Annotated in this window: 19 protein-coding genes and 1 tRNA gene; 8 read left to right on the top strand and 12 right to left on the bottom strand. The window is 67.6% G+C overall.

Annotated features, from left to right (window positions below; all coding sequences use genetic code 11):
- Positions 1 to 88: 88 nt before the first annotated feature.
- From ACZ4FV_RS45860 to ACZ4FV_RS45845, 4 genes are all read right to left on the bottom strand, one after another.
- Positions 89 to 763: a caspase family protein gene (locus ACZ4FV_RS45860; RefSeq protein WP_465326895.1), complete on the bottom strand. Its 675-nt coding sequence runs from the start codon at positions 761 to 763 to the stop codon at positions 89 to 91.
- 998 nt (positions 764 to 1761) lie between these two features.
- Positions 1762 to 2634, bottom strand: coding sequence for a NaeI family type II restriction endonuclease (locus ACZ4FV_RS45855; protein ID WP_465326894.1), 873 nt, complete (start codon positions 2632 to 2634; stop codon positions 1762 to 1764).
- A gap of 241 nt (positions 2635 to 2875) precedes the next feature.
- Positions 2876 to 4627 (bottom strand): DnaB-like helicase C-terminal domain-containing protein, encoded by a 1752-nt coding sequence (locus tag ACZ4FV_RS45850; protein ID WP_465326892.1) that lies wholly within the window; start codon positions 4625 to 4627, stop codon positions 2876 to 2878.
- Positions 4628 to 4917: 290 nt separating this feature from the next.
- The gene (locus ACZ4FV_RS45845) at positions 4918 to 5235 is read right to left on the bottom strand and encodes a hypothetical protein (protein WP_465326890.1); all 318 of its coding nucleotides are present in this window, start codon (positions 5233 to 5235) and stop codon (positions 4918 to 4920) included.
- Between the two features lie 1014 nt (positions 5236 to 6249).
- On the opposite strand from ACZ4FV_RS45845, the gene ACZ4FV_RS45840 reads away from it, so the two are divergent.
- The 3 genes from ACZ4FV_RS45840 (at position 6250) to ACZ4FV_RS45830 (ending at position 13230) form a co-directional block, all read left to right on the top strand.
- Positions 6250 to 11343, top strand: a complete 5094-nt coding sequence (locus tag ACZ4FV_RS45840; RefSeq protein WP_465326888.1) for a hypothetical protein — start codon at positions 6250 to 6252, stop codon at positions 11341 to 11343.
- Between the two features lie 90 nt (positions 11344 to 11433).
- Positions 11434 to 12318 carry an IS5 family transposase gene (locus tag ACZ4FV_RS45835; protein WP_465326886.1) on the top strand — a complete coding sequence of 295 codons (885 nt, stop codon included), beginning with the start codon at positions 11434 to 11436 and terminating at the stop codon, positions 12316 to 12318.
- A gap of 321 nt (positions 12319 to 12639) precedes the next feature.
- Positions 12640 to 13230 carry a hypothetical protein gene (locus ACZ4FV_RS45830; RefSeq protein ID WP_465326884.1) on the top strand — a complete coding sequence of 197 codons (591 nt, stop codon included), beginning with the start codon at positions 12640 to 12642 and terminating at the stop codon, positions 13228 to 13230.
- A gap of 200 nt (positions 13231 to 13430) precedes the next feature.
- Here the strand turns inward: ACZ4FV_RS45830 and ACZ4FV_RS45825 are convergent.
- From ACZ4FV_RS45825 to ACZ4FV_RS45815, 3 genes are all read right to left on the bottom strand, one after another.
- Positions 13431 to 13506: transfer RNA gene (locus ACZ4FV_RS45825), tRNA-Lys, on the bottom strand.
- Positions 13507 to 14291: 785 nt separating this feature from the next.
- Positions 14292 to 14504 carry a hypothetical protein gene (locus tag ACZ4FV_RS45820; protein WP_465326882.1) on the bottom strand — a complete coding sequence of 71 codons (213 nt, stop codon included), beginning with the start codon at positions 14502 to 14504 and terminating at the stop codon, positions 14292 to 14294.
- Between the two features lie 108 nt (positions 14505 to 14612).
- Positions 14613 to 15320 carry an AAA family ATPase gene (locus tag ACZ4FV_RS45815; RefSeq protein WP_465326880.1) on the bottom strand — a complete coding sequence of 236 codons (708 nt, stop codon included), beginning with the start codon at positions 15318 to 15320 and terminating at the stop codon, positions 14613 to 14615.
- Positions 15321 to 15512: 192 nt separating this feature from the next.
- Between ACZ4FV_RS45815 and ACZ4FV_RS45810 the strand changes: the two genes are divergently transcribed.
- The 4 genes from ACZ4FV_RS45810 (at position 15513) to ACZ4FV_RS45795 (ending at position 18627) form a co-directional block, all read left to right on the top strand.
- Positions 15513 to 16490, top strand: coding sequence for an ATP-grasp domain-containing protein (locus ACZ4FV_RS45810; protein ID WP_465326878.1), 978 nt, complete (start codon positions 15513 to 15515; stop codon positions 16488 to 16490).
- Positions 16491 to 16660: 170 nt separating this feature from the next.
- On the top strand, positions 16661 to 17236 hold the full coding sequence (locus ACZ4FV_RS45805) for a TerD family protein (protein WP_465326876.1): 576 nt from the start codon (positions 16661 to 16663) through the stop codon (positions 17234 to 17236).
- Between the two features lie 53 nt (positions 17237 to 17289).
- Positions 17290 to 18273, top strand: a complete 984-nt coding sequence (locus tag ACZ4FV_RS45800) for a TIGR04222 domain-containing membrane protein (RefSeq protein ID WP_465326897.1) — start codon at positions 17290 to 17292, stop codon at positions 18271 to 18273.
- A gap of 87 nt (positions 18274 to 18360) precedes the next feature.
- On the top strand, positions 18361 to 18627 hold the full coding sequence (locus tag ACZ4FV_RS45795; protein ID WP_465326874.1) for a GlsB/YeaQ/YmgE family stress response membrane protein: 267 nt from the start codon (positions 18361 to 18363) through the stop codon (positions 18625 to 18627).
- 85 nt (positions 18628 to 18712) lie between these two features.
- On the opposite strand, the gene ACZ4FV_RS45790 is transcribed toward ACZ4FV_RS45795, so the two are convergent.
- The 5 genes from ACZ4FV_RS45790 to ACZ4FV_RS45770 form a co-directional block, all read right to left on the bottom strand.
- Positions 18713 to 19732, bottom strand: a complete 1020-nt coding sequence (locus ACZ4FV_RS45790; protein WP_465326872.1) for a hemolysin family protein — start codon at positions 19730 to 19732, stop codon at positions 18713 to 18715.
- The gene (locus tag ACZ4FV_RS45785; RefSeq protein ID WP_465326870.1) at positions 19729 to 21066 is read right to left on the bottom strand and encodes a hemolysin family protein; all 1338 of its coding nucleotides are present in this window, start codon (positions 21064 to 21066) and stop codon (positions 19729 to 19731) included. Before ACZ4FV_RS45785 ends, ACZ4FV_RS45790 begins: the two co-directional genes overlap by 4 nt.
- A gap of 239 nt (positions 21067 to 21305) precedes the next feature.
- On the bottom strand, positions 21306 to 22211 hold the full coding sequence (locus tag ACZ4FV_RS45780) for an ion transporter (protein WP_465326868.1): 906 nt from the start codon (positions 22209 to 22211) through the stop codon (positions 21306 to 21308).
- Between the two features lie 282 nt (positions 22212 to 22493).
- Entirely contained in the window at positions 22494 to 23423 is a 930-nt protein-coding gene (locus ACZ4FV_RS45775; RefSeq protein ID WP_465326866.1) for a M56 family metallopeptidase, read from the bottom strand.
- A gap of 3 nt (positions 23424 to 23426) precedes the next feature.
- Positions 23427 to 23834 carry a BlaI/MecI/CopY family transcriptional regulator gene (locus ACZ4FV_RS45770; protein WP_465326864.1) on the bottom strand — a complete coding sequence of 136 codons (408 nt, stop codon included), beginning with the start codon at positions 23832 to 23834 and terminating at the stop codon, positions 23427 to 23429.
- Between the two features lie 527 nt (positions 23835 to 24361).
- On the opposite strand from ACZ4FV_RS45770, the gene ACZ4FV_RS45765 reads away from it, so the two are divergent.
- The gene (locus tag ACZ4FV_RS45765) at positions 24362 to 24934 is read left to right on the top strand and encodes a TerD family protein (protein WP_465326862.1); all 573 of its coding nucleotides are present in this window, start codon (positions 24362 to 24364) and stop codon (positions 24932 to 24934) included.
- Positions 24935 to 25500: the final 566 nt, after the last annotated feature.

The raw sequence follows: 25500 nt of genomic DNA, 5'->3' as shown, positions 1-25500 counted from the left end.
CCGTGTACTTCGACGGACGTCCCACTTGGACTTCCCTTCCTGGACCTCACGATCCAAGTTTCAAGGTGTCCATGATCAAGGGGAAACCTCAGGGGTCCAGCGGCGTGCTCCACACGTCCTGTGCGAACGGCGAGCGCTGCAGCATCCGGGCATGGACGTGACGGGCGACCACGGAGAACTTCACGTACGCCTGGGCGGGATCGGTGTCCAGGCCGGTGCGGGCGACATCATCCAGCACCTCGGCGACGACCCGACTGAACAACCCGTCGAACGAGTCCTGATCACCGGACGAGGCTGCGATCACCCAGGCCTTCACGTCCCTCCCGGAGCGATGGACGACATGGGCAAGGCTCGCAGCGCGCCCGGACCGGCACAGATCGAGCAGGAACAGCGTCGGGGACTGCATACGCTGGGCGTCGTTCACCCACTGCGTGACGTTCGTATCCCGACCCACGCGGGCGTCCGCCGGCACCACGTCCACCCGCGACGGATCCCCCGGATCAGCGTCCCCGTGCCCCGCGACGTACACCACCCGCGCCGACCCCAACGCCCCGTTCACCGCCGACTGCAACGCGACCGAGTCCGGATGCATGTGTACGTCGGTCGTGTAGCCCAGCCGATCCAGGGCCGCCGCGACCGACCGGACGACGTCGGCGACGAACGGCAGATCCGACCACGCCGCCGCCCCGACCGCCGCCTCGCCCCGGGACGAATCCGCGTCGAAGCGACCGATCCCCACCAGCAACGCGCGTCCGACGCCCACCCACGACCCCGCTCCCCGAACCGGAGCACCCAGGGTGCCGGCTGTCCACCGAGGGCACTCCCGAAACCGCACGAGGACGTCCGCCGGGACGAACGCAGCGACCGGCCACCGATGCGGCGGCGACCCCGGCGATCAGCGAATCCGAGTGCCGGACGCGCCGTTGGAGGGCGGCTTCCGTAGCGGAGAGTGATCAGGGGGCTGGAGGGTTTTCGCGCACACCTGACACCCGCCGTGTACATCCGCACTCACCTTCGGTGCTTGATGAGCGACGGTCGGCTCGGCGCGATTTGCAAACGTGCTGTTCAGCGCCTTGAAGACGGTGACCGATGGGTGGGGCTTCAGGGGATCGAACTCTGCACCTGCAGATGAAAAGTCCGCTGCTCTGTCGGCCGGGCCGTCAACTCGGTTGGGCGTCGCGATGTGATCCGCTCTTGCCCACAGGCAGCGTACCGGTATCGCATAGAACATGCTTCCCGTATCGTCGGACCCCCTGTGGCCTGCATGGATGTAGATGCGGATGCCGGAGACCGGGCAGCGCCACGAGCGGCCGACGTGCATGCATTGGGCACACTGGGCTGCCTGTTCGACGAGTCGCACCCGATCCGAAAGGACGCGGAAATCCGCGTTCGGAGTCGAAGATCCGCCCGGCGCGTGTCCACTCGCCGGCCCGGCACGTGTCCTGACCCTGATCCTTGGCCGATCCGGTCTTTTCGGAAGGGGCGGGCAAGGCATGGGCAAGGGCAGCTTGAGAAGCGGCAAGGTTAGCGGCGGCGGCGGTAATGGGGCTGCGCCCGACCCATCTCGGATACGCCTACGAATCCACGTTCCGACGGCGGGGTCGGTTGCCACCCGAAGTGGTTGGGTAATGTGGTGGGATCGAGGCCGATCGCGGCCCAGCCGGGGCGAGTTCGCAAGGCTCGGTCACATCGGCTTCGGCCTCGTGGCGGTCGAACGGAGTGCACACGAGATCGGGGCGAGAAGCGACCGCCTTGACCGGGTCAGTAGTCCGCCGGGCCGGGGCGTGGGGTGTCGGTTGGTCGGGCGCGCACGTAGGAGGTGCCCGCGATGGTTGTGGCGGGGCGGGGGTCGTCGAGGCGAGCCGGCACGATGCGGGTCGAGATCCACGATCCTTTGGCAGGCACGGAGAGCCGGAGCTCGCGGGCGATGTCCGGGTGCTCGCGTTGGTGGCCCAGGATGATGATGCCTTCGTCGCGGAGGTGCCGACGGGCGTCGCGCACGCGTTTCGCCGGGTCGGTCTGGTGGGCGATGGTGGCCACGGGTTCGCGCGGGATGATGCGGTCACGGACGTGCCGGAAGAGTTCGTTGATGCGCCTTTGGCCGGAGACGCGGTCGGCCAGGATGAGGTCGCGGGTGTGGGCCGGCAGGTGCAGGAGGAAGTTTTCCGGCAGGTCGCCGGAGCGCACGAGCCAGTGGATCGCGCGGCGACCTGTGGGGGACAGCCGATATTTCCGCTCGGGCGACCCGGGCAGCACCGCGTCCTCGGTGATGTGGAGAAGGCCGACGGAGAAGCGTGACTGTTCGTCGTCGGCGGTGAGCAACAGGCCGACGTGGCCGAGGGCTTCGCGGGGGAGGGAGAAGCGTGGGTGGACGCGGTGGCCGGCGACGAGGTAGTGGGTCGTACCCGCGGGGAAGCCGTGTGCGGCACGGCAGACGATGCCGACCTTGGCGGCGAGGTAGGTCTTCTCGGGTTTCTCCAGTTCGGCCACGTCGTAGCGACCGGTGCGTTGGCCGTCGAGGACCTCGTCGAGGGACCGACGAAGGGCTTCGCCGAATCGGGAGTGCTCGGGGTCGTGCAGACGGAACCAGGTGGCGGTCGCGTGTACCGGGCCAGTCGGCTCGGGGGGTATCAAGACGCGCCCACGCGGTCGTCCGGCAGAAAGAGTCGTTCGCCGATGATTCGTGTCGGTGAGAGCACATTCCAAAGCTAGGAGCCGCCGTTGAGCGACGCCACGGTTTGCCGATATGCCAGGGATTTCGGCCGATCATCACCGAACACCTGGTTTTGGGCCATTTCTGTCAGGATGGTGGCTGGGCACTCGACTGGTGTTCGGCCTCACGGGGCAGTCTGCGCGAGAGCCGGGTGCCCGAGCCCTATGCCGTCGGTGGATCGGTCGGGTCCAGCGGCATGAACCGTGAGTAGTGAGCCTGGAAGGCGACTGTGACGACTCCGGTTGGGCCGCTGCGTTGCTTTGCCACTTGTAGGTCGGCTTCGCCGGCGCGCGGCGAATCTTTGTCGTGGGCGTCTTCGCGGTGGAGGAGGAGGATGACGTCGGCCTCGTCCAGGAGCGATGGTTCCAGGTCCGACAGACTCGGTGGGCGTTCGGATCGGGCTGCGATACCCGCGATCAGGCGGGACACGACGACCACGGGGATCTTGAGGTCACGGGCCAGGTGCTTCAAGGAGCGGGCGAGGGAGCGTGGCCCGTCGTGGTCGATGTCGGGTGCGACGACGAGTTGTACGCAGTCGACGACGGCCAGGCGCAGGTCGTTGCGCGCCGAGAGCGACTGGCTTCGTTCGCGAATGTCCTGCATCGAGAGTCGAGGTGAGTCTTCGATGTAAAGGGGAGCAGCCGCCAGTTTGAGGTGGCGGGCAAGTCGTGTCCATTCCTCGTCTTGAAGACCGCCGGAGCGAAGACGGAAGAGGGGGACTCGCCCCTCTGCGGACAGCAGTCGCATGCGGATCTCGCTATCTGTCATCTCGCAGGAGAAGAAGACGCTCGCCAATCCCTGGGTGATCGAACACGAGCGAACGAAGTCGAGTGCCAGGGTGGATTTCCCCATGCTGTGGTCTCCGGCCACGACGACCAGTTGCCCGGGCCGGAGGCTACCGATCAGGTAGTCGAGCTGGGGAAACCCGGTCGAGATCCCGCCGGTTGGTATGCCGCGAGAGTTGACGGCCTCGATCTCGTCGAGTGCGCCCTCCCAGCCGAACTCGCCCTGGTCGGGTTCCTCGCGTTGCTTGAGCAACCGACGCAGACTCATCTCCGTGCTCATGGCGGTGGCCCGCGCATCGACGTCCGCCTCGACGGTGGAGAGTTGTTCCCGGTCGACCCGACGTCCCAGGAGCACGAGGTCGCGAAGGAAGGCGCGGTCGACGAGCCGCATCGCGCACGACTCTGCGATCTCGTTCGCGATGCGAGCTTTCGCGACGAGACCGTCCAGGTAATCCTGAACCGACTGGTCCGCTTGCACCCGCACACTCTTGTCGAGCCTTGCGCTGACGGAGGCGGCGTCCACCGGATCGCCGTTCGCGTACACGTCGAGAATGGTTTCGTAGATCGAGGCGTGCGCCGAGTGGGAGAAGTCCCTCGCCCTCAGGTGTTCCACGACATCGGCGATGGCGTCCTTCTCGAGGAGCATCCCTCCCAGGACCAGCCGTTCATCTCTTGCGCCGCTCCAGGGAACGTCGCCTCGTGTCTCTTCGGGTGACGCCGACGCCGTTCCGGAGTGCTCGGGGGCCGTGCGACCGAGACCCGATGTGCCCTTCTTTGGTGATGGCCTCGCCTGTTGCCAACTCTCCTCGAGGGCTCTGCGGAGGATCTCCGCCTCGTCAGCGGCTGTTCCGTGTTTCTTCGCCTCCCCGGCGAGCCATGTGCCCAGTGTTCGTAGCGCGTAGCCCTTCGGGAAGACTGCCCCGTTGAGGATGCGACCCAGTGCCGAGTGGTTCAACGTCGAACCCAGGGACGAGTCGTCTCGGATGCCCTTGGCGATCGCTCGCAGCCCCGGCGGGCCTGCTTCGACGTACAGGCGATGCAGGGCCACGAGGAAGTCGCGACGGGGCCCGGGCGGGACCGTCGTCTTGTCGGGTAGTGCGACCCCCAGGGTTCCGCGCTGCCCGGCCACCGCATCTCCCGACTGTCTCGAAGTGTCCCACTGTCAGTTTCCCGAAGTCGACGACGCAGGTCAGGCATTCGCCGAAATCACGAACTGTCGCAAGGCGTCCAAGAGCGGAACCCCCGAACAATCCCCCGGGAGGCTTGAGACAACACATCCCAGGGAGGCTGTCATGGCACTGTTCAGCAGATTTGGATCGACAGCCGTTCGTCGTCGGGCCTCGCGCCACGGGCGACGTTTTTTCACCGGTGTTGCGCACGGTGCCGCTGCGGCCATCGGGAACACGATCGTTGTCGGGATCATCTGGTGGCTGCGGAACGGGTGACGGCCTGTATACCCCAGCCCCCGGATCGGCATTTGTCGGGTCCGTCGAGGAACAGCGAGGGCGTGTCGAGTCCTGCGTACTCGCCCGGGTGACCGGCGTTGCTCAGCTCCGTGGTGTTGGACTGCATCGTCCTCTCCGGCAGTACGGGTGGGGTGAACTGCCCATTGTCTTCGGTACCGCGATCACCGCCGCGCGTGGCCCGGCGGCCCAGGACGGGCAGCCCGATGTCGAGAACCTCTTGCAGTACCTTCGCGGGCAATACCGCGCGTCCGGGGCCCTGAACCCCGAGCAACGGCGGTCGTCGGAACGGTTGAGGATCGTGGTCAAGGCGCTGCGGGCCGATGTTTCGGACGCCGCCGTTTCTCATCAACCGCAGGGGCCGTCAGGGCCAGCGCTGGTGGCGTCATCCGAAAGCCCAACCTGCGCGGCGGGTTCGACGTCCTGCCGTCTTCGCCGAGTTCGAGAGGGTGCGGTTCGTGCGCCAGCGCACGCCTGGGCTGTGCCTGTCGGGGACCCGGAAGCCCCCATGTGGGCACCGGCGGCCCGGGCGAACGCGAGCCGTGCGGGGCGGCCAGCGGAACCCGCCACGGGAGGTGCCGGGTTCCGACTCTTTCGGTGTGTTACCCCTTCGGGGGCTGACGTCGTAGCGTTCGCCCTGCAGCGTGCGTGGGCGAACACGGCGCTGGCGCCGCACCGGCCGTCCGAGGTCGTGCTCGCCCGGAGGCTTCCGCTTCCAGGCGGACACGACCGGTGCCTGCGGCGGCCCGGAGACCTCACGCTCTGGAGCCTCGGCCCGGTCCACGTCGGTACTGGGTCCGAGGGTCTGGACCACGTTCCCGCGACAACCGGGCTCCTCGTACGGATCCACGAAACGGCTGCTCTCGTCGGCGACCACCCCGCTCATCTGACACGGCAGGCCGCCCACGGCGTGGTGGGCGCCATCGAGGATGCCCTCGTCGGTGCCGAGGCGAAGCCAGCGCCGAGTCGATCACAACCACACCGCGACCTCGACCCGGCTTCGCGACCTGTTCAAACCGCCTTAATTGACCGAGAGTCGTGCCGAGTGGGCCGTGCTGAGGTCGGCCTTGACGTGAGGGCTGCGGTGTAGGGCGGGCCGGTCATTGATCCGCCGGTGCCCGTGGCCGGATTGGTGGTGCCCGGAACCGACGACAGGGCGGCGAGGTGCTCGTCGCGGCCCTGCTACGACAGCGCAGCTGAAGATTGTGGAGACGGTGGTACCGAGTACTCGACGCACCGCTACGGTGAGCCGTGCGGCCACTGATAGCACGATGCCACCAAGGAGCACATGAACGAGCCCGTCGCTGCCGGTCGGTCCGAAGGTGAGACGACTTCCGCACCCTCCGCTGTTCCTCAGGAGGGGGCCGCCGGATTCGTCACTGCTGCGGCCGGAAAAACTGAGCGAGGTTCGAGCACCTATGCGACCGGCGGTGGCGGTGTTTCGTTCGCGCACCGCGTAGCGGCTGCCTATCTCGCCGGCATGCTGACCGGTGGACGACGGGCAGAGGCATCCGAGCTGCCGGTCCGGAAGGTGTCGTTCCAAACCGGTCCGGCGCACCCGGTGGATGACCTTCTGGTTGAGTGCGGCGATGAGGCAGCCGAGGTCATCCTTGCCGTGGCGTGTCGAGCAACGCCGAACTTCGTCCAGAGTGATGACGAGACGGTGAAGCTCGTCGGGTCACTGCTCGCCGAGGTCGAGAAGTTCGACACCGACACTCACCAGGTCGCCGTCGCGACCGCCGGTCGGTCCAATCAGTGGGACCAGCTCGCAACGCTCTGCGACATCGCGCGTGCTCATGCCGACCCGGAGTCGTTCCAAGCGTCCATGAACGTCGATGGCCGCTGGTCGAAGCCGGTACGTGAGCGACACGAGCATCTTCTGAAGATGGTCGAGAAGGTCGTCGAAGACGACACAACGCCGGAAGAGGTCCTGCGGCCGGTCTGGCGGCTGCTCGGCCGGCTGCACATCCTCGGTTTCGCGGTTCAGAGCCCGGACGAAGGTGACCGCGTGGCGGTCGCGACATCACTGGACGGCGTGGCCTCGGCTGCCGCCGACGGGGTCGTGGTCCGGGACCGCCTCGAGGTCGAGGCAACCCGCTACGACCGGACCGGCGCCGTGGTGGACCTCAAAGTGCTTCGCCGTGACATTCACGTGCTCTTGGACTCGGCCGCGACTCGAAGCCAGCACGCGTGGTCGGTGCTTGCCGAACAACGCAAGCTGGCCGTTGCCGGTGTGCGGACCACTATCGGTGACGAGTCATCCGGCGGGCCGGTCGAGATCTCGTTCGCCGACCGCCGCGAGCAACTCGCCGAGGCCCTGCGCGAGGCCGGTACCCACGCTTCGGCCCTGTTGGTATCCGGCGAGTCGGGCATCGGTAAGAGCGCAACGACACTGTCGGCCATCGCAGAGTTGGAAGCCGCAGACCCAGCCGGGTTCCAGGGAGCGGTGGTGAACTTCCGCAGTCTGCCGCAGTCGAGCTTGGAGCTGCGTACTGCGCTCGGGATGCCGATGGAGGACGTGCTCGCAGAGCTGTCGGCACCTGCTCGAGTCTTGGTCATCGACGCGGCTGATGCTGCTCTGGAGCGGTCTGCCGGTCTGTTACGTGACCTGACGCTGGCTGCGGCTGCGGCTGGCGTTGGGCTCGTCGCGGTGACATCTGACGTGGCATCGGATTTCGTGCGGGAACAGGTGGAGCTGGGATTCGCCAAGCCCATTTCATCTTTCGCGATGACGCCGTTGGGCGACGAGGACATCTCGGTCGTCGCGGACCACTTTCCGCTTCTGCGTGCGGTCCTGCGAGACCTGCCCGAGAACTCACTGCTTCGCAGGCCCGTTGTGCTGGATCTTCTGGCTCGGACCGGGGCGGAGCCGGACAGCTCACTGGGTGAGTGGGAGTGCCTTCAGCTGGTGTGGAGCAAGGTTGTTCGGGGCGATGGACGCCCTGGTGTCGGTTCGGCGGAGGCACGCGAACGCACGTTGCTCGCGGTGGCCGCAGCGACGATGAAACTGCCCGAGGACTGTCGACCCGGCGCAGGCGTCGATGCTGCAGCGGTGGATGTGCTGCGCCGCGATCATCTGCTCGCGCCGGCGAGTCCGTATCGGGACCAGCCGGAGTTCGCACACGACGAAGTCCGGCGGTACGCGACTGCCATCCTTTTAGTCCGCGGCCAGAGCCCGACCGAGTTGCTGGATGTAATCGGGGTACCCCGGTGGGCGCTGTCGGCCGCCACTCTTGCGTGCAAGGGACTGCTGAAGGCACCGGACGTCCGGCCTGTTCGGAAGTTCATCGAACTGCTCTCGCAATTCAGGGCGTTCGCGGCAGCGCATGGACCACGGTGGACCGACGCCCCGGTGGAGGCGGTCCTGGACACACCATTCGCATACGAATGCCTGAAATCAGCGTTCGCGGATCAGTCGGCCGGACTGGCGCTCGGCGACGTGGTTCGAATTGTTCGGCAGAGGCACAAGATCAATGGGCTGGTCGACCGTTTGATCTCGAAGTCCGTTGTGCAGGTTCTCCTCGATGACGAAAAGCCGTGGGACGTCTCGAAGGAGTCGTTCGAGCTGCTCGCGGACTGGTTGCAAGTCCTGTCCTTGGCGGACGTGCCGACCGGTAACGAACTACGAATCCGGCTGCGGGACCGTCTCCTTGCCTACTGGAACTCGCTCCCTCCGCGCGCAACCAGCGGAGACGAACTGCCCTGGCGGATGTCACAGCTTCGTCGACACCGACGCGAGCTGGATTACCACCTGACCAAGGAAGAGTTCGTCGAAACGTTGGCGCTGCTCGGATCGGACATCGACGATGCCGTCGAAGCATGCCTTCGGGCCATCGCGGACGACGCGCCGGCGTTCCTGGCTCCGGCTGCGGACTCGCCGTTGAGCGCTCGAGCCTTGGCACAGAAGGACCCGGAGCTATTGGCGATGTTGATGGAGGCCTACTACATTGACGACGAGCCAAGCTGGCACCGAGACGAGGGTGTCCGCATGCATCAGGGCCGGTGGACCGGTATCGGACCACCGTTCTTCCAGTACTGGTTCGGTGGGTTTTGGCAGCTGTTCCAGACAGCGCCGTTGCGGACCTCGGTGCGCGTGTTGAACAACGTCTTGAACAGCGGTGCGCGGGCGCGCGTGGCAACGCTGTCGCGGCTTGATTCGCTAGACGTGTTGGCTGGGCCCGCTGGCGCCCGGGACGAAAACGCTGATGGCGAGACGGAGAACGCAGAGGGTGACGCCCGCGGTGCGGTCCTGAACCTTGACGGCAAGGCCCGCTTGTACGTCGGCGACAGCCATGTCTGGAGCTGGTACCGGGGCACGTCGGTCGGCCCATACTCGGCGATGAGCGCGCTCCAGGCAATGGAACGCGTCGCCGACACATGGTTGAGTCGGGGCGCGTCGCCGAGGAGCGTCGTCGAGGTCCTCCTGGACGGCTGCGAGAACTTGGCAATGCCGGGGATGCTGTTCGGTCTGCTCGTGCGCCACATGGAGAACGTCGATACCGAGCTCGACCTGTTCCTCGCCGAACCGGTCGTATGGGAGTTGGAGTTCGGCCGCAGGACGAGTGAGTACTCAGGGCTGCGTGCAACAACCGAAGGTCTCGTGAACCTCGAACGTCGCGAGTGGACACCGCGTGAGGTAGCCATGTGGCTGCTGACGCACGGCGGCCAATTGCGTGCCGAGGCTTTGAAGAAGGTGGCCGACAAGCTTGTCGAGAACGGCGATCGGCTCGGTATCAGCCAGGGGCTTACGAAGAACTGGGCTGCCAGCCTGGACTCGGACCGGTACCGAATCAAGCAGCATGGCGATGAGGTCTATATCGAGGTCGAACCGCCGCTCGAGGTGCGAGCCGCACAAGAAGCGCACGCGGCTCACCAGAAGGTCGTGCAGACCGGCATGCGGCTGCAGAATCGGTACTGGGGCTCGGCCAAGCATGACGCCGAGTACGTGCCGCCCTCATCGGACGAGATCGCCGCGGACCTGACGGCAGGCCGTGTCCTGCTCGAGTCTGAGGGAGACCTGCTGCCGGTCCGGCCTGTGAACGCTGTCGCTCATGTTGTCCGAGCAGCGGTCGGACGAGCCGCTACCGGCGATATGGAGGCGCTGGGCAACGAAGCACACTTCGCAACCGAGCTCGTCATCGGCATCGCATTGTCGTTCGAGGACGCCGAAGACCAACGCCACGAGGGCCAGAACTTCGACCTTGGTGCCGACCGAGCAGCGGCTCAAGCTCTGCCAGCGTTCCTCACATCGGCACTGGCCGCCCCGCTGGAAGCGGCTGGCGGCTCGACCGAAGATGTTGCTGAGGCCGGTCTTGCGATAGCGGGCAAGGCATCCTTGGAGACTCGGCTGTACCTGGCGCGAGGATGCGATGTCGTCTGGACGACCCCGTGCCACTTCGACCCTTGCATCCACCGGATCGCGTCGAACTGGTTGCTCGAGTCCGCCCGTGTCGCGGAAATCGGTCCGTGGGACCAAGACGCTCAGCGACCGTCGAGGGTCCGAATTGCCGGTGACGTTGCCGAACGCCTCCAGGAACTATCGGGTGACTCCGTCGACATCGCGGTTCTCGACGCAGCTATTCGCGGTTTCGGCGCAGCCGCGTCGACGGACCACTGTTGCACCGACGGCGCAGCCACGCTCCTTGCCGCGTTCCTCGACGTCGAGCGACGTGCCATGGTCGCGCAGGAGAAAAGGGGCTGGACCGCGGACGACCGCGGGACGCACACCCTCGTCGCCGCACGGGCCCTGCTCGAATGCTTTGCGAAGACCCGTGACGCCGGACCGGTGCTCGAACACCTCGATGTGCTTCGCGCAGATGCAGGACTGATGTCGAATTTCCTCCACGGCCTCGCCGCAGCAGGTGCGGAGAACGAACGCCTGGCCGAAGCTGCCCGAGGAGTCTGGCCATCGTTGCTGCGCCACGCCATTGGCTACCTGAGCCACGACCCGAGCCCCTACCACGATCACCACTGGGGCGACTGGGCTGCGGCTGCCCTGCTACCGGACCCACTTCCGTGGACGCAAGGCCTGCACAACGAGGTCGTCGGTGAACCCATCGACTGGGTCCGCGCTGAAGACCTCGTTGAGTCGATCGACGATTGGCTGCCTGCCGCCCGCGGGGAGGTCAAGTCCGTAGACGCACTCATTGGCATCCTGCGGAAGCTCCCGGCGGAAGTGCAGGCCACCCGCGGCGTGCACTGGGTCTCCGACCTGTGCACTCAAGGTGGACGTGTCACGGTCAAACAGTCGTGGTTCTTGAACAGCTGGCTCAAGGAGATTCGCAGAACGGCCGAAGAACTCGGCAAGTTGGACGAGTGGCAGATGCTCGTCGACTCCTTGGTTGTCGCCGGAAACGAGGGATTGGCTCCCTACAGCAGGTGACGTCTCAGAAAGTGTTGGGCAACTGATCGTTTTCGGTCTGTTGTGTAGATCGTCGGTGCGGGTTGCAGGTGGTCGCTCACGATCGCGGGCATGTGCGTGTGTGTCTGCAAGCCGCCCTACGACTCGTCGTTGACGGATCGGCAATGGGCTTTGATCGAGCCGTTGTTGCCGGTTCGGGATCCGACGCGGGGTGGTCGGCCGTTGAAGTTCCCGCGCCGGTCGGTCGTCGACAGCATTCTGTACGTCCTGGTGTCGGGGTGTGCGTGGCGGATGATGCCGCGCGACCTGGTGCCGTGGGACGCGGCGTATCGGTGGTTTCGGGCGTGGGCGGCGGACGGGACGTGGGATCGGGTCCACGACGCGTTGCGGGACCGGGTTCGTGTCGCCGACGGTCGGGATCCGCAGCCGTCCGCGGCGGTGTTGGATGCGCAGACCGCGCACAGCCATCAGGGCGGCGAGGCGATCGGTTTCGACATGGGCAAGCGCACCCGCGGCCGCAAGCGGCACATCCTCGTGGACACGTGCGGGCTGTTGTTGAAGGCGGTCGTACATGCGGCGAACGTGCAGGACCGGGCCGGAGCCAAGCTCGTCCTCGCCGGTCTGTCGAAGACGTTTCCCCTGGTGGGACTCGTGTGGGTGGACGGTGGATACGTCAATTCGGTCGACGACGGGCTGATCGGATGGGCGGAGGAGAACGCGGGCGTCAGACTGGAGGTCGTGCCGCGGAACGCGGACCTGAAGGGCTTCCACGTCCTGCCGCGCAGGTGGGTGGTGGAGCGGACGTTCTCCTGGTTGGGGCGGTGCAGAAGGTTGGCAAGGGACTACGAACGCAAGACGGCGCACGCCGAGGCCATGATCAAGGTCGCCATGATCCGGCTCATGGCCGCTCGCCTCGCCGGCGAGGAGATCACACCCAACGGCCCCATCGAGACCGAAGCCGCACGACGCCTCGCCGAGGACACCAAAGGCCAATAGCTCCCGGTTGCCCAACACTTTCTCAGGGTCCCTGCCCGGTCCTCGTGCGACTTCCGGATCTAAAGGCGGCAGCCGATGGCCCACCTCGACGAGGCGGAGAACGCGGCGATCGACCGAACTCCCGAAGTCGTAAGTAGCGTCACAGGGTGACGCCTTTGGCATGCGCCCCGCTGAGGGAAGTCGAGCTCCCCGCGCCAGCGGCGGCCCCGACGGCCGAGTGTCAGCGGACGTCCGTAGCCCGGTCTGCCCGCGTCCGACGAGCGGCCGAGCCGCTGCGGGGAGATGGTGGGGGAGAGGCACTGCGGTTCGAGAGGCGGAGAGATGTCCACCGTGCTCACGATTGAGACAACGCTGATCAAGTACCAGGAGTCCGTCCACCGACAGCAGGAGGCACTGACCCGCTCCATAGGGCAGCTGTCCACCGCACGGCAGTGGCACATAGACGTCCAAGCGCTGCAAGCCGCAGTGATGCAGGTGGTCAATTCGGTTCCCGCGCAGGCGATGCGCGAGGCCGAAGCGCGCACCGACTCTCTGCGGCGGACGGCAGACATGATGGAACATCTGGCGAACCCGTTCAACCTTCGCCCATCGGTCTGGGAGATCGTTGAACGACTCTGGCGAACCTTGGACCTCGCCTTGCTTCACCTGCCGACCAGCGACCGTCTCAACGAGGAACAAGGGCAACTGGTGCGCTCGTTCGTCGACATCGTCGAACCCGCGCTGCAGGGACTCGCGACGGACGTCGCTCGGGCACAGCTCCAGGACATGGTGGCCAATGCGTTCGTCGGCGTCGCGGTGGACGACAACGACGTCGACATGACCGAAGGGTCTGCCATTCTGGAGGCGGTTGCGACAGCGTTCGACGCCGCCGAGCTCGCGGGCGAGATCTGGGACCGCAAGTCGCAGCCTTAGGTGCTGACTGTTCGATCCATGCGCCGGGCGGCACCCTGGCGCCGGGGCCCGTCCGAACGCAGCTGGCGAGGCGAACCGTTCGCGGAGAGTAACTAGGGCTTCCCGCTGTTCGCGCACACCCGACGCCCGCGATGTACTTGCGCGCTCACGTCGCGCTCACCTTCAGCGCCGCTGGTCAACGCCACGAAGGTGGCGACCGGTGGTGGGCCGTCAGGGGATCGAATCCTGAACCCGCGGATTAAAAGTCCGCTGCTCTGCCAATTGAGCTAACGGCCCGGTTGGGCAGCGAGCGGTGACCCGCTTTTGCCCACCGGCAGAGTACCGGTAACGGATCGAGCCTGCTGCGAGTATCCCCGGACACGCCGTGACCTGCGCAGATGGGGCTGGGACGAACCCTACTCGGGTGCGCCGGCAGGGCGGTGCTGAATGGCGCGAACGAGACAATACGAACACCACATGCTGTTGCGCCGGGATCCTGCGCTCCTCCGGAAATCCGCGTGAGCGGGCAAAAATCCGGCTCAGATCGGCATGCTCGTGGAGATCCGGGCTCACACCGGGCTCACAAATGGCCTTTTCGGGCCTCGCAGCACGGTTACTGTGCGTCAACTGGGTCGTTGCGTCACCTGGCGTCGCACGGGGCGTTATCTGTGTGGCCAGCCCGCCGGTCGTGGTTGCGGCGGGTGCGGTGGACGTGGGCGGCGCGTACGATCCCGATCTCTGGCAGGGATTACCGACGGCGGACTTCCTCGGCGAACGCGTTCAGATCCTCATAGCCGACGGCCGAGATGTCCGTGTCGCCCTCCAGGGGACTCCCGGTCGCCGAGGTGGTCCAGAAACCGACAGACGGGCCTTACCGTTTCCCCGTCGTCGTCCACGAGCCGCACCCGTCCAACGATCCCGCCCTGACTCTCTTTCACGCTCCTTCGGGAGAACAGAGCCTTGAACGGGCTGTCGGAGATCTCGGCCTTCCGCCAGGCTCGCGCGCCTGCGATCGGTTCAGCCGGGGTGCCCTCCGTCCGCAGGTTGGGTCGCGGACCGAGGGGAACCGTCGGATCGCGCGTCTATGCGAGGTCCTGGGCCCAGCGCCGCGTATGCCGCTGATAGGCGACGTGCTGTTGCGCGGTCAGGACCAGGTCGCGGCCCTGCGGTGCAGCGGCGAGAGCGGCGAGAGCGGCGAGCAGTCGTGCGACGTCCGGGGTGTCCAGGGTCAGCACTGCCAGCACCGAGGCGAGCGCGTCGACGAGTTCGGGCGCGCGCAGCGGTTTGTTCAGCACGCGACCTCTGACCGCGCGGGGCCCTTGGTGGATTTCGAGGCCGCCTTCGTCGGATTGTTGGCCTGCCTCGGAGAGAGTTCGTCTCGCTGCAAGTCGCTGGTTTTGTGTTCAATCCCGAGGCGGCCCCGGTGTCGGCTCGAAGTCGAGGGTGTGGAACTGCCCGCGTAGTTCCCGGTCGAGCAGGAGTACGGAAGCGGTTTCGGCCACTCTCGGCGGCACAGGGATTCGGCCGGATTCATCCGTGTCCTCCGCCTGCGCCAATGTCCGCAGTAGAAGTTCGAGTCGGCGGCGGTGGCGGTCGAATACACGTCCGGGGACCGGTCTGCCGCGCGCTTCCTGGCCGGCCAGGGCATCGACCGCGGTGACGTCGAGCATCACCAGGTGCAGTTCGCGGCCTTTGCGGGCGGCGGACCGGGCCAGCCATCGGCGCATCCACGGTCGGCTGCCGCAGTCGTGGACCAGGACCGGTTCGCCGGTGCGCACCGCGGCTCGCAGCCTCCGCAGGTGGAGAAGCCGCGCCCACGGTCGGTAGATCGCGTATGGCACGCTCGCGGGCATCCGGGCTTCGCACGCGATGTGGACGTCGCGGGGGTCGACGACCCGCCCGGTCTGGGACCAGCGTCGCAGCAGGGTGCTTTTGCCGCTGCCCGGCAGTCCCGACACAACCACCACGGCGCCCGCCGGATAGGTCAATACCGTTGATCGCACGGCGAGTCCGCGCAGATCCACGAGCCCTCGGGGTCTCAGGGAGGTGCCCGTCGCCTTCGGACCGGACGTGCGCGGCGTCTGCGCGTGCGGTGTCTCGACATTGCTCATTGTCGTCCCCGGGTCCGAATCGATCCGCTTGTACAGCCACACGGCCGCCGACGCGCCTTGGCACCGGCCACTTGCCGATCGGACCCTCACGGACCTACCTTCGACAAGACTGTAGAAGGATGTCATGGCGTGGCTTCGATCCGTCACGGGTTTCCACCGGGCGGGTGAGTTTTCGACCTTTCCGGGGGATGGATGAGACTCTGCTTTCTCGTCGAGGAGCGTTACGCCGAAGACGGGGTTCCCCTCGACGTGGTGCGGCAGTTGCGCACGTGGGGGCATCGGGTCGACGTCCTGCGGCCCGGCCGTGGCCTTGTCGACCTGCCGGCCGTGGTCTTGTCCGGCAGATATGACGCCTGGGTGCTCAAGACGGTGTCCGACGGGCCGGGCCTGACCGTCCTGGAAGCCGCCGCGGCAGTGGGGCTGACGACGATCAACGACGTGCGCGCGATCAGGGCGGTGCGTGACAAGGCGGTGGCCGCGGTGATCGGCCGGGCCTGCGGACTCCCGGTTCCGGATACTTACTTCACGGTGGTCCCGGAGCTGCTGAAGCAGGTGCCCGACGAGCTGTATCCGCTGGTCGTCAAGCCGGCGGACGGCAGCTCGGGCCGAGGAGTGCACCTGGTCGCCACGCCGGAACGACTGGCCGACCTCGGGCACTCGCTCGCCGACCAACGACCGTGGCTCGCGCAGCCGTACGTCCCCAACGAAGGCGCGGACCTGAAGGTGTACGGCATCCGCGGTGACGTCTACGCCGCCACGCGTCGCTCCCCGCTGCATCCGGACCACGAGGTCGCGGAGAGACTCGTTCCGGTGACGCGCGCCACGGCACGTCTGGCCCACGAGGTGAGTGCCGCCTACGGCATTGACCTCTTCGGTATGGACGTCATCGAAGGCCCCGACGGTCCGGTGATTGTCGACATCAACGACTTCCCCGGGTTCCGCTGCGTGCCCGACGCGGTTTCGCGGGTCGCCGCCGCCGTACTGGAACTGGCCGACACCGCAGATGCTTTCGACCACCTTCGAGAGGTCCCGAACCCCGAAAGCGGCGCCGAACCCTCCTCCACGGGTGTACGACCGGCGCTCACGAGCCCCGATTCGCCGGTGGACGAGGCGGCCGATCGCAGCCGGTCGTGCCTCTTCGGCGCCGCCAAAGACGTCGAGCACGCCTGACCACGGAACCGAGCCGGTCCGGCGGCGCCGAGGAAAACGTGCGAACTCCCGCCCCGGCGACCGGCTTCATGTATCGTTTCTACACAGCTGTAGAAGCAAGGTTTGTTCGACACTGCCGCCGGCGGCGGCAGGGATCCTCGATCTCCACCGTTCGGAAAGGACCACTGCGCATGGGCGTCAGCCTCAGCAAAGGCGGAAACGTATCTCTCAGCAAGGCGGCCCCCGGCCTGCTCGCGGTCCTGGTGGGCCTCGGATGGGACGTGCGCACCACCACCGGTACCGACTTCGACCTGGACGCGGCCGCGCTCCTGTGTGACGCGTCCGGCAAGGTGTTGTCCGTCCAGGACTTCGTGTACTTCAACAACCTGATCAGCCCGGACGGTTCGGTCCGGCACGCCGGGGACAACCTCACCGGCGCCGGGGACGGCGACGACGAGCAGATCAAGGTCAACCTCGTCGCGGTCCCGGCGGAGGTCGACAAGATCGTCTTCCCGGTGTCCATTCACGACGCCGAGGCACGCGGCCAGTCCTTCGGACAGGTGCGCAACGCCTTCATCCGGGTGGTCGACCAGGCCAACGACGCGGAGTTGGCGCGATACGACCTGTCGGAGGACGCCTCGACGGAGACCGCGATGGTCTTCGGCGAGCTGTACCGCGGCGGGACGGAGTGGAAGTTCCGGGCCGTGGGCCAGGGCCATCCCTCCGGGCTGGTCGGAATCGCCAAGGATCACGGCGTCGACACCTGAGGGCGTGATCGGATCCGGTTCGGACGATCGGCAGGGGACAGGTGGGTCCGTTGGTGTATCTCGTACTCGTCGCGTCCGGGTTCGCGGCGATACTCGTCCACGGGTACGCCGTCCGTAAGGACGGCAAGGCATGCAAGGGGCAGGTGCCGTCCCCGGGCTCGCTGGACCTGTACGAGACCGCGCTGCTCGCCGGCGGTCCCGCCCGCGCGGTGGACGTGGCGGCGGTGGCCCTGCACATACAAGGAGCCGTGCGCATCGACGTGGACACCCGCGTCACAGCCAGCGGGCGGGGTGGAACCGATCCGGTCGGCGCGGTCGTACTCGACGAACTGCGGCAACGTGGCGGCAGTGCGATGTGGGCCGAGCTGCGTATCGCGGCGGCCGGGAAGCCGGCCGTACGGGCGGTCGAAGCCCGCTTGTTCGCCCTGAGGCTGTTGAATCCGGGACGGAGCACCCGCCGGCTGACCGCGGCGCGGATCGCTCTCGCGGCCGTTCCGGTCGCAGCCCTCGGGGGGTTGTTCGTGGCCCCCCTTGCCGGGTCGCCCACCCGCCACACGTCGTGGTGGCCGGCGAACGTGGTGCTTGTCGTGCTCGGGATCGCGGCCTGCACGGCCATGGCGTGGCTCCCGTTCGACCGCTACGACACGTTGCCGGACCACAGCCGGACGTACCTCCAGCGCATGGTCCTGGACTCGAACGAGGCGCTCGCGACCGTCGCGCGAGCGGTACCCGGTGGCGCGCACCTCGGTGTCTTCGCCGTGGCCGGCCCCGAGCACCTCCGGGACCCCCACGTGGCCTTGGCCCTGACGCACGCCGCGCGCGCCTGCGCCGAACGAATCCGCAGTCGCGGATGGACCGAGGACCAATGGCGGGCGGCGGCGAACGCCAGCGGCCCGCTCGGCGGCCCCACCTACACCGACCATCAACGTCTGCATCCACCGGCCTACGGTCCGCCGTCCGGGGTAGCCGATCCCCACCGGAGCGGTGGGTACGAGGCGCCGCCTTGGCAGTCTCGGTTGGATGAACGGCAGCCATAGGCGCCCTTCCGCCCCGTATCGAGAGCCTCCCCCCGGAGCCGGGCGCACCGACTCTTTGTTCTTCCTCCATGAAAGGCAGGCCGCGACGTGGGCATCATCGCGTGGATCGTTCTCGGACTCATCGCGGGCGTCATCGCCAAGCTCCTGCTGCCGGGTCGTGATCCCGGTGGCTGCCTGATCACCATTCTGATCGGTATCGCCGGCGCGGCCCTGGGTGGATGGATCGCCGCCGAGGTCTTCGATCGGCCCTTCGAGAAGGACTTCTTCGACCTCAGGACCTGGGGCGCGGCGATCGGCGGATCGCTCGTGCTCCTGATCCTCTACCGTGTCGTCTTCGCTCGCGGACGGCGCTGACAACGACGCGCAGGAGCCGACGAACCACGACGGCGTCCGCCCTGGGGGCCAGGCCGTCCCCTCGACGGGCGCCGTCGTCGTTCGTTCAGGCCCGGGTGGGCCGGTGTCCGACGAGTTCCTTGAGGATGTCGGCCATGGTGACCAGGCCGACGAGTTCACCGGTGTCCGACGTGACCGCCGCCAGATGCCCGCCCGATTGCCGCATCAGCGTGAGGACGTCGTCGAGTCGCGTGTCCGCGGCGACCTTGGTGATGGGACGCATCGCGTCGGCGGGGAACGGGGCGTCCCGGTCGCCGGCTTCCAGGGCGTCCTTGACGTGGAGGTATCCGCGGACCGTGCCCGCTCCGGTGACGGGGAACCGTGAGTAGCCGCTGTCGGCGGCGAGTTGCTCCAGGCAGGCGGGTGTCACGTCGCTGTCGACGTGGACCACTCGGGCCGGGGGCAGGGTCACCTCGGAGACGGGACGCTCGCCCAGTTCGAGGGCGTCCCGGAGCAGGGAGCTCTCGCCGTGGTCGAGCAGGCCGTTCACGCGCGCTTCCTCGACCATGTCGGCGAGTTCGTCCCCGGTGAAGGCGGCGTTGACCTCGTCCTTGGCCTCGACCTTGAACAGGCGCAGGATGCCGTTCGCCAGAGCGTTGATCCCGAAGATCAGCGGGCGCAGTGCCTTGGTCAGGGACACGAGCGCGGGCCCGAGCATGAGGGCGGCACGGTCGGGGGCGGCCAGGGCGATGTTCTTGGGGACCATCTCGCCGACGAGCATGTGCAGGTAGGTGGCGATGGTGAGGGCGAGCACGAAGGCGATGGGGTGGATCAGGCCGCCCGGGATGCCGATTGCGTCGAACGCGGGCTCCACGAGGTGGGCGATCGCGGGTTCGGCGACCACGCCGAGCACCAGTGAGGAGATGGTGATGCCCAGTTGGGCGGTCGCGAGCAGGGCCGAGATGTGTTCCAGGCCCCACAGGACCGAGCGGGCTCGTCTGTTGCCGCTCTCGGCCTGTGGTTCGATCTGGCTGCGGCGTACCGAGATCAGCGCGAACTCGGCGCCGACGAAGAAGGCGTTGGTGATCAGGGTGAGCAGGCCGATGGCGAGCTGAAGGGCGGTCACGCGTGCTCTCCCTCCGGTTCGTCGTTCCTCTCGGCCGGGGCGATCAGGTGGACGCGTTCGGCGTGGTGATGGTCGACTTCGGTGACGATCAGTGTCCAGTGGTCGACCACGACCGTGTCGCCGACCTCGGGGATGCGGGAGAGCCGGTCGGCGACCAGCCCGGCGACGGTCTCGTAGGGCCCTTCGGGGGCGTCGAGCCCGAGCGCGTGGAGTTGGTCGAGGCGGCATCCGCCGTCGACTTCCCACAGGGCGCGGCCCCGGGGGTCGCGTCCCTTGGCGACGATCTCGGGGCGCTCGTCAAGGTCGTGCTCGTCGCGGACCTCGCCGACGACCTCCTCGACGATGTCCTCGAGGGTGACCACACCGGCGGTGCCGCCGTGTTCGTCCACCACGATCGCCATCGTCTCCTCGCCGCCCAACAGGTCGAGCAGTTCGTCGACCGGCAGCGTGGCCGGCACGAGCACGGGCGCGGGGCTCAGCTCCGCGACCGTTCGGGTTCCGCGCAGGTTCGCGGGCACGGCGAGGGCGTGCTTGAGGTGTATGACGCCGACGACGTCGTCGAGGCTGTCCGTGTACACCGGGAAGCGTGAGTGGCCGGTGGCGCGGGTGAGGTTGACGACGTCGGCGGCCGTGGCCTGTGTCCGCAGTCCGTGGACGCGCACTCGCGGCGTCATGATCTGTTCGGTGGACAGGTCCCCGAGGGTGACGGCACGGGCGAACAGGTCGGCGGCGTCGGAGTCCAGCGTGCCGGCCTTGGCCGAGTGGTGGGCCAGGGCAACGAGTTCCTGGGGGCTGCGCGCGGACGCGAGTTCCTCGGCGGGCTCCATGCCCAGGCGCCGCACGGCCCGGTTCGCCATGCTGTTGAGGTGGTTGATCAAAGGCGAGAACACCGCGGTGAACGCACGCTGCGGCCCCGCGACGGCCTTGGCCACCGCCAGCGGGTGCGAGATCGCCCAGTTCTTGGGGACCAGTTCGCCGAACACCATCAGGAACACGGTGGACAACGCGATGCCGACCACGAGGGCGATGGTCTCGGCGGGCCCGCTCGCCAGTCCCGCGCCCTCCAACGGGCCGGTCAGCAGGGCCGCGAGCGAGGGCTGGGCCAACATGCCGATCACCAACGAGGTGACCGTGATGCCCAGTTGCGCGCCGGAGAGTTGGAAGGTGAGGCGGCGAACGGCCTTCAGGACCCCCTGGGCTCCGCGCTCACCGGCCGCGGCGGCGCGTTCGACGGTGCGGCGGTCCACAGTGGTCAAGGAGAACTCGGCGGCGACGAAGAGACCGCAGGCCAGCACGAGCAGCAGGGCGACGACCAGGAACAGTATCTCCGTCACCGACCCACCCCTCGCGTGGAAGGTCGACCGGCGGGTGCGTTGCGTGGCGGATCGTCCATCGGTGCTGCGGGCGCCTCTCTGCACGAGGTTGAGCGGAATCACCGAGTGAAGTCGATCGGCGATCCCGCGAAGCACTGCTTCTACTCGATTGTAAAAGCAAAGCAAAGCGGCCCGAGGGTCGAGTCCCCTGTTCGGTGTTTGCAGCCTGTGGCGTCCCGGCCCTAGATGGCCGCAGGACGTCAATCCGGCCCCTCTCCGGCGCGGCCGGGCTCGTGCCCGGAGGATCCTTCGGCCGCCCGGCGTTCGAGTTCGGCTTCGACCGCGTCGACTGCCGCGCGCAGCTCGACGAGGCGTCGCCGCAGCGGCGCGTCGTCGCCCGCGGCCTCGTCCGGCACCGTCGGTCCCACGCTTTCGCGTGCGTCCTCCAAGGAGGTGATCACCACGCCGATGAGCAGGTTGACCAGGAGGAAGGAGCTGAGGAGGACGTAGGAGCCGAAGTACAGAAGCGTCCACCTCGACACCTCCAGGCCGTCGCGCACCATGTCACCGAGGCCGTCGAGGGCCATCAGGAAGAACAGGGTGAGCGCCGCGCGGCCGAGGGAGCCGTAGTGCTGGGGCATGGTCTCGGCGAAGAGCATCCAGCCGACCATCGCGTACACGTACATCACGAGCGCGCCGACGACCAGGAAGCTCAGCGCGCCCGGCAGGCTCTTCCACGCCGCCGCGATGATGATGCGAACCTGCGGGAACATGCGCACGGCTCGCAGTACTCGGGCGAGCCGCAGCAACCGTAGGACGGTCGCGTTCTCGCGCACGAACGGCACGAAGGCGGCGACGACGACCACGAGGTCGAAGACGTTCCAGCCGTCCCGGAAGAACCCGCCGGGCCGACTCCCGAAGGCACCCACACGAATGGCGATCTCCGCGGTGAACGCCGCCAGGAACACGTGCTCCAGCAAGGCGAGTTCCCGATGCCACTCTCGGACGGTCCCCGGGTAGGTCTCCACGCCCAGCACGGCCGCGTTCGCGATGATGAGCACGAAGGCGGCGACGGTGAAGGCCGGGGATTCACTGATCCGGGCGCAGCGGGCCGTCAGCGCGGAGGGTGTGGCGAGGGCCGGTAAGAGCTGGGGAGAGTCGGTCATGGTCCGGTTTCGCTGGAACGGGCACGGTCGCCGGGTTGCGATCGCGCCGCATGGACAGACCGTGTCGTCGAGGACGTGGGCATGCCCGCACGGGGCGAGGAGCCCGGGGAAGACTCGCGAAGGCCATCCGGCAAACGCCGTGCGGTCACCGCGTGTTCGTCGAATCTACAGGATTGTAGAAAGCATTTCGGTGGCCGTCCGGCGTCCGTCGGGCATCCCTCCGGCGTCCTTTCGGCGCCCGACCGTGCGCCGTTGCGCGTGCGGGCCGGGAGGCGGTATTCGTCACAGCGGGGTGGCCGCCTTGAGGATCAGCGCCAAGGCGACGGCCGCGTTCAGTGAGGACAGGACCGACATCGTGGTTCCCGTCGCGGCGACGAGTGCCGCGACACCCGCCCGGGAGCGGGGTTTGGGCCACGTGTCCTCCGGGGCCGGGGCCAGGAGCGCGGCCACGCGCCGTGGTACGGGGCCCGCCGCGGCAAAAGCCGGGGACCCGAAGGGGACGGGGCCTTTCGAGGCCAGGGCGGCCTTGCCGACGGCCAGGGCGATGGTCCGCCGATCTCCCACGCTTTCGGCGGCGTCCTCGTCCGCCCAGCGTTCGACCGTGTAGGCGACCGTGCCCTGGATCGGGCGCAGCAACGGGTGCGCGCAGGCCGCCAGTCGCGTCGCGACGAGGGCCAGGTGGTGTCGGCCGCGCAGGTGGGCGCGTTCGTGGGCGATCAGTGCCCGGCGTTCCTGCTCGTTCAGGGATGCGAGCATGCCGGTGGAGACGACGATGCGATCCGGTGGCCCCCGCAGGGCGTAAGCGTAGGGCGCGGCGTCCGGCAGGACGGTGAGTTCGGACGTGGTGGGCGCGCACTCCACGGCCTGCCGGGCCGAACGCTCCGCGGCCTGCCCGCGCCGGTACGTGACGACGACGCCCGCGACTATGGCGGCGAACGTCGGGATGGCGAGGACGCCGAAGACGCGGACGTGGGGTATGGCGTCGCGCACCTCGGCGTCCGACCATCCGTCGGGCAACGGGTTGCCCGGTAGTTGCGCGGTCCCCACGACGACCAGCAGGCCGAGGCAGACCGTGCTGCACGTGGCGAGAACGACCGCGACCACGGTCAGCAGTCGCGTGGCGGTCCGCGGGTGGAGGTGGTCGCTCGCGAGGCGGGCCACCGGGATCGCGGTCAGGGGAAGCAGGAAGGGCAGATAGACGGCGAGCGACATCGGTCAACCGCCGCTCTCGGCCGGCCCGGGCGCACCCAGCAACTCGCGCAGGATCGACTCGTCCCGCGCGGACAACTCCGAGACGAAGCTGGCCAGTACCGCCTCCCGGTCGCTTTCGTGGTCCAGGAGTTGCCGCATCCGACGAGCGGCGAACCCGGCTTCGTCGGTGACGGGCGTGTACGCGTAAGCCCTGCCGACGCGCTGTCGTGCCAACAAACCCTTGTCGTGCAGCCGGGACAGGATGGTCACCACGGTGGTGTACGCGAGGTCCCCGGAGAGTTCGCGCTGAACCCAGGTGGCGGTCTTGGCGCCGGTCGAGATCCACAACAGCGCGAGGACCTCCGACTCGAGTTCGCCCGGCCCACGACGGCCGGCCTGCGACGGCCTGCGGGGATCCTGATGAATCGTCATATTGCCTCCGAATAATGTTCCGACGCGAGCTTCCCCGGAGGGAGCCTTGACGCCGGCCATTCAATCCTAGGAAGCACGGGAGGCGCCTGACACCCGGACGCCGGCGGCCTCTTCCTCCGTCTCCCGAACGCTTCGCTCGACGCCGGAGAGCCACGTACCGCCCCGGGGACACCATCGCGCCCGATCCGGACGACCTGAACCAAGCATCCGGGCGACACGTGGTCAAGGCGAGGCGCGCACGCCGAAGGCCGGACTCACGTATCGCACGCTGCGGCCTGCCAGCGCGGGACGCACAGCTTAGGCGAGCATCCAAGCCGGATGCTGCCACCCGTGCGCCTTCAAGCAACCTGCGGGGCACGACAGTTCGCTGAGCACGCGACGCATCGGAGCCGGCTCGTCAAGTTCTACGGTGCTGTAGATTTAAGGCGCTCGGGCGGCCAACCCGCGCAGCGCGAGAAGCAGCTGCGCGGCGATGCCTGCTGCCCGAGCGCGTACATCGGAGCTTTCGATCTCAGGGGGTATGCGCCATGGCTGTGAACCTGTCCAAGGGCAGCAACTTCTCACTCACCCGATCCGAGCCCGGCATCGCCAGTGTCGTGGTCGGTCTCGGCTGGAAGGTCAACACCGGTCCCGGCGACGTCGATCTGGACGCGAGTGCGCTCGTACTCGGTGCCGACGGGCGCGTGTTGACGGACAACCACTTCGTGTTCTTCAACAATCCGGCTACCCCGGAGAACTCCGTTCGCCACACGGGCGACAACAAAACTGGCGCCGGGGACGGCGACGACGAACAGATCGCCGTCGACTTCAGCCTGCTCCCGGCTCAGTCCGAGTCGGTGGTCTTCTTGGTGTCGATCCACAACGACAACGGACCGGCCAACACCTTCGGCCGCGTGCGCGACGCCTACATTCGCGTCGTGCACCAGGCGACGGGCGTGGAGATGTGCCGCTACGAGCTGACCGAGGACGCGCACGAGCAGACCGCGATGGTCTTCGGCCAGCTCTATCGCCGTGACGGCGAGTGGAAGTTCCGTGCCATCGGCCAGGGTTACAGCTCCGGCCTGGCGGGGATCGCCAAGGACTACGGCGTCAACGTCTGACCGCGGTTCCCGAATACGCCGTCGCCAGGACCGCCCGGTCATTGATCGGGCGGTCCGTCCGGGACATCAACTCGGGTTCCGCAGTACGGTTACTGTGCGTCAACTGGGCCGTCCCGCGCGACCTGGCGTGCGGGCGTCCGGTGTGAGCGTGCAGGGCACCGGGACACCCGATCACCTCCGGCGAGCCTGAGTGGTGGCGGCGACCGGGGCCTGTCGGGTCACGGCAGGGGCGACTGCGCGGCGGGAGCGGCGGCCCGGGAGGACTCGTGGTGACGGCGCGGGGCCGGCCGTCAGGGGCACGGGTGCGAGGCCGCGGACCTGCTCGACGGGATGAGGGTAGCCGTATCCGATCTGGTGGTACTCCGTGCGGAGTCCGATGGCGGCCTTGGCCATGCTTTCGGCTGCGTCTGTGAGGTGGAGCCACAGGATGTGGGCGATCGTGTCTGCGGTGGCCCGGTACTGGGGAATGGGGGGCGTTCCCCCTGATGTGTGGACATCGAAGACACTGGATCTTGATGGTTCAGGAGAACGGAGTCCCCGTGGGGATGAAGCACTATCCGCCGGAA

Source organism: Embleya sp. NPDC025285 (assembly GCF_055558835.1).
This window is presented reverse-complemented; position numbering and strand designations above follow the sequence as displayed.

Coding starts and splice junctions, on each gene's coding strand:
- ACZ4FV_RS45840 (WP_465326888.1), top strand. CDS start 6,250: ATGAACGAGCCCGTCGCTGCCGGTCGGTCCGAAGGTGAGACGACTTCC.
- ACZ4FV_RS45835 (WP_465326886.1), top strand. CDS start 11,434: ATGTGCGTGTGTGTCTGCAAGCCGCCCTACGACTCGTCGTTGACGGAT.
- ACZ4FV_RS45830 (WP_465326884.1), top strand. CDS start 12,640: ATGTCCACCGTGCTCACGATTGAGACAACGCTGATCAAGTACCAGGAG.
- ACZ4FV_RS45815 (WP_465326880.1), bottom strand. CDS start 15,320: ATGAGCAATGTCGAGACACCGCACGCGCAGACGCCGCGCACGTCCGGT.
- ACZ4FV_RS45810 (WP_465326878.1), top strand. CDS start 15,513: ATGAGACTCTGCTTTCTCGTCGAGGAGCGTTACGCCGAAGACGGGGTT.
- ACZ4FV_RS45805 (WP_465326876.1), top strand. CDS start 16,661: ATGGGCGTCAGCCTCAGCAAAGGCGGAAACGTATCTCTCAGCAAGGCG.
- ACZ4FV_RS45780 (WP_465326868.1), bottom strand. CDS start 22,211: ATGACCGACTCTCCCCAGCTCTTACCGGCCCTCGCCACACCCTCCGCG.
- ACZ4FV_RS45775 (WP_465326866.1), bottom strand. CDS start 23,423: ATGTCGCTCGCCGTCTATCTGCCCTTCCTGCTTCCCCTGACCGCGATC.
- ACZ4FV_RS45770 (WP_465326864.1), bottom strand. CDS start 23,834: ATGACGATTCATCAGGATCCCCGCAGGCCGTCGCAGGCCGGCCGTCGT.
- ACZ4FV_RS45765 (WP_465326862.1), top strand. CDS start 24,362: ATGGCTGTGAACCTGTCCAAGGGCAGCAACTTCTCACTCACCCGATCC.